General features: G+C 68.0%; 3 protein-coding genes. 1 reads left to right on the top strand and 2 read right to left on the bottom strand.

The window, feature by feature from the left end:
- The coding region (locus K8V11_RS10485; RefSeq protein WP_303913747.1) for an aldehyde dehydrogenase family protein at nt 1–1,239 on the bottom strand (1,239 nt) is incomplete at its 3' end.
- Nucleotides 1,240–1,395: 156 nt separating this feature from the next.
- Here K8V11_RS10485 and K8V11_RS10480 point away from each other — a divergent pair.
- The gene (locus K8V11_RS10480) at nt 1,396–2,304 is read left to right on the top strand and encodes a DMT family transporter (protein ID WP_303913744.1); all 909 of its coding nucleotides are present in this window, start codon (nt 1,396–1,398) and stop codon (nt 2,302–2,304) included.
- A 9-nt stretch (nt 2,305–2,313) separates the two neighbouring features.
- On the opposite strand, the gene K8V11_RS10475 is transcribed toward K8V11_RS10480, so the two are convergent.
- Nucleotides 2,314–3,039, bottom strand: a 726-nt coding sequence (locus K8V11_RS10475) for an LLM class flavin-dependent oxidoreductase (protein WP_303913742.1), incomplete at its 5' end; no start/stop codon positions are given.

Here is a 3,039-nt window from a genome sequence, read left to right as displayed (position 1 = left end):
GTAGTCGAACCTCGGCCCACGCTCGCCGTACCAGTACAGCACCAGCGGATCGGGGCGCGCGCCGATGTAGTCGACGGCTTCTGCGATGTCGTCGTAGGCGAAGACGCTGAGCACCGGGCCGAAGACCTCATCCCCGGCGATCTCCATCTCGTCGGTGACCCCGGTGATAAGGGTCGGGGCGACCTTGCGCTCGGCCGCGTTCGGCAGCTCCTCCCCCTCCGGCACGACCTGTCGCACCGTCGCTCCCTTCGCGCGGGCGTCGTCGATGAGCCCGACGATGCGCGAGTAGTTCGACTCGTTGATCGTCGCCGTGTATTCCGGATTGCCGGAGATCGCGCCGAACTTCGACTCCCACGTCGACAACACTTTCTCGCAGAATTCGTCGACACCCGAGCGCGGCACAAACACGTAGTCCGGGCACACGCACACCTGCCCTCCGTTGACCATGCGCGACCCGGCGACGTTCGCGGCGACCTCGGCGATATCGGCTTCGGGGTCGACGACGACAGGGTTTTTGCCGCCGAGCTCGAGGGTCACGGGCGTGAGGTTCGCGGCGGCATCGGCGGCCACGGACCGTCCCACCCTGGGCGAGCCGGTGAAGAACAGATGGTCGAAGTCGAGCTTGGAGAAATCGGCCCCTCGGCCGTGTTCCGGGCCGGCGAAGGCGAGCTCTTCGACCGGAAAATATTTCGGCCCAAGCGTGCACAGCAGCTCGGTGGTGCGCGGGGTCGACGACGAGGGCCGGATCATCACGCGGTTACCGGCGCCGAGCGCGGACCCCGCGGGCACGATCGTGAGGTAGAGCGGGAAGTTCCACGGTCCCATGATGCCGACGACGCCCTTCGGGTCGTGGCGCACCTCCTGGTGGAATCCGACCTTGGACAGCGCCTTGGAGGCCACGTCCGATTTCATCCACTTGGCGACATGGCCGCGCTGGTGATCGAGATCGGGCATCGAGGCCGCGATGTCGGTGAGCGTGGACAGCGCCTCGGGCCGCGAGCCGTAGTCCTCCTGCAGCGCGGCGGCGAAGTCGGCAGCGTTGTCGAGAACGAGCTGCTTGAGCCGCGAAATCCGGTCTCGCCGGACCTTTGCGCTCGGCTGCGGGTCCTCGCGCTGCGCCTGTCGCTGGATGGCGAGGATCTGCCCCAGGCTCAGTTCGCGCGCCGTCGCACCGCCCGGAATCGCACCGTTCCCTTTGTGGTCATTTGTGACGCCGGACGTCGCATCTGTCGTGGTCATCGGCTACTTTCCTCGCGCGTATTCAACTAATAGAACACGTTCCACTCTACCGATCCGCCGCTAACCCGCGGTCCGTGTTCCGGAAATCCCACCGAAGGCGCCGACGATCCCGGCCCGGTTGGACGCGGACAATTGCGCACCGCAAGACTGGAGAGCATGAAGCTCTCCCCGTCGCTCGCGCTGTCCACCGCATTCTTCTACGCGCTCGGCTATCCCATCGGGGCCCTCGCTGTCCGCGCGGCGACGCCGGGGATCGTGCTTCTCTCGCGATTCGTCGCCTCCGCCGTCATACTTGGATTCATTGCGGCGGCACTCCGGCTGGAATGGCCGCGCGGCAAGTTCGCCGGCCACGCAGCGGTTGTCGGCGTGCTCACCCAGGGCGTGCAGTTCGTGGGTTGCTACCAGGCGATGAGGCTCGGGGTATCGCCGGTGCTCGTGGCGCTCATCATCGCGATGAATCCGGTGCTCACCGCAGCGCTCGCGACGCGGGCGCTCGGCGAGCGTCTCGACAGCCGCCGGGTGGCGTCGGTGGTACTCGCGGTGCTCGCGATCGGGGCGGCGTTTGCAGGGCGCCTGCTCGACGTCGGACGGATCGACGCAGCCGTGTTGTGGGTCGTGCTCGCCGTTTTCGGCCTCGCGGGCGGCGGGATCCACCAACAGCGGTACCTCACCACCGGGCACCCGGTCGCCTCGAACGCGATCGGGATCGCCGCGGCCATCGTGCCGGCGGGAATTTTCGCTCTACTCACGGAACAAGAGGTGACGAACGCGCCGCAGGCGGCGTGGACTGTGGCGGTCCTCGTACTCGCCAACTCGGTCGTGGCCGCAACCTTGTACATCGCAGCTATCAAACAGGCGGGCGCGGCGGCGGTGTCCTTGCTGTTCGGCATCATCCCGTCGATGGCCGCGCTGCTCTCGTGGGCGATCATGGGCGAGCGCCCCGACCTCGGAGTCGTTGCCGGACTCGTGCTCGGCGCTGCCGCGTGTTTCCTCGGGATCAGGCGGCGGGGCGCCGGGAGCACGCCCGTCGAGAGCGCGGGCGGCGAGGTGGCCGCCCGCGCGTAGGCCTCACGTCTAGATCAGCCGCGCGAGCGCACGAATCTCGTCGACGCTGCCGGCGGTGACGCACATCGTCGTGATGCCGGCCTCCTCCCATTTGCGCACCTCGGAGCGCACATGATCCTCGTTGCCGATGATCGCCATCGCTTCGATCATCTCGTTCGGCACCGCCGCGGCAGCCTCTTCCTTGCGCCCGGAGCGGAACAGTTCGGTGATTTTCTCGACCTCGGCGTCGAAGCCGAGTCGCCGGATGGCGTCGGCGTGGAAGTTGGTGTCCTCCGAGCCCATGCCGCCGGCATATAGCGCGACGAACGGCCGGTACATGTCGAACACCGGCTCCGGATCATCGGTGATGTGCACCATCGCCTGGAACGCGACCTCGAAATCCTCGCGGCTACGGCGCGCGCCGGGCCGCGCGAATCCCTCGTCGAGCCACGCATTGAACTGCTCGGCCTGGCGCGGGGACGCGAGGAAACCGAGCCAGCCATCGGCGATCTCGGCGGCGAGGGCGATGTTCTTGGGCCCCTCGGCGGCGAGGTAGATCGGCAAGTCGGCGCGCAGGGGGTGCACGATCGGCTTGAGCGGCTTGCCCAGGCCCGTCGCGTCCTCCCCCGAGTACGGCAGCTTGTACGCCGGCCCGTCAGACGTGACCGGCGCCTCGCGCGCGAGCACCTGCCGGACGATGTCGACGTACTCGCGGGTGCGGGCGAGCGGGCGACGGAACGGCTCGCCGTACCACCC

Origin of the sequence: Dietzia timorensis (genome assembly GCF_020742175.1) — a bacterium.
Classification (GTDB): Bacteria; Actinomycetota; Actinomycetes; order Mycobacteriales; family Mycobacteriaceae; genus Dietzia; species Dietzia timorensis_A.
The sequence above is the reverse complement of the archived record's forward strand: the minus strand, read 5'-3'. Positions and strand labels throughout refer to the sequence as shown.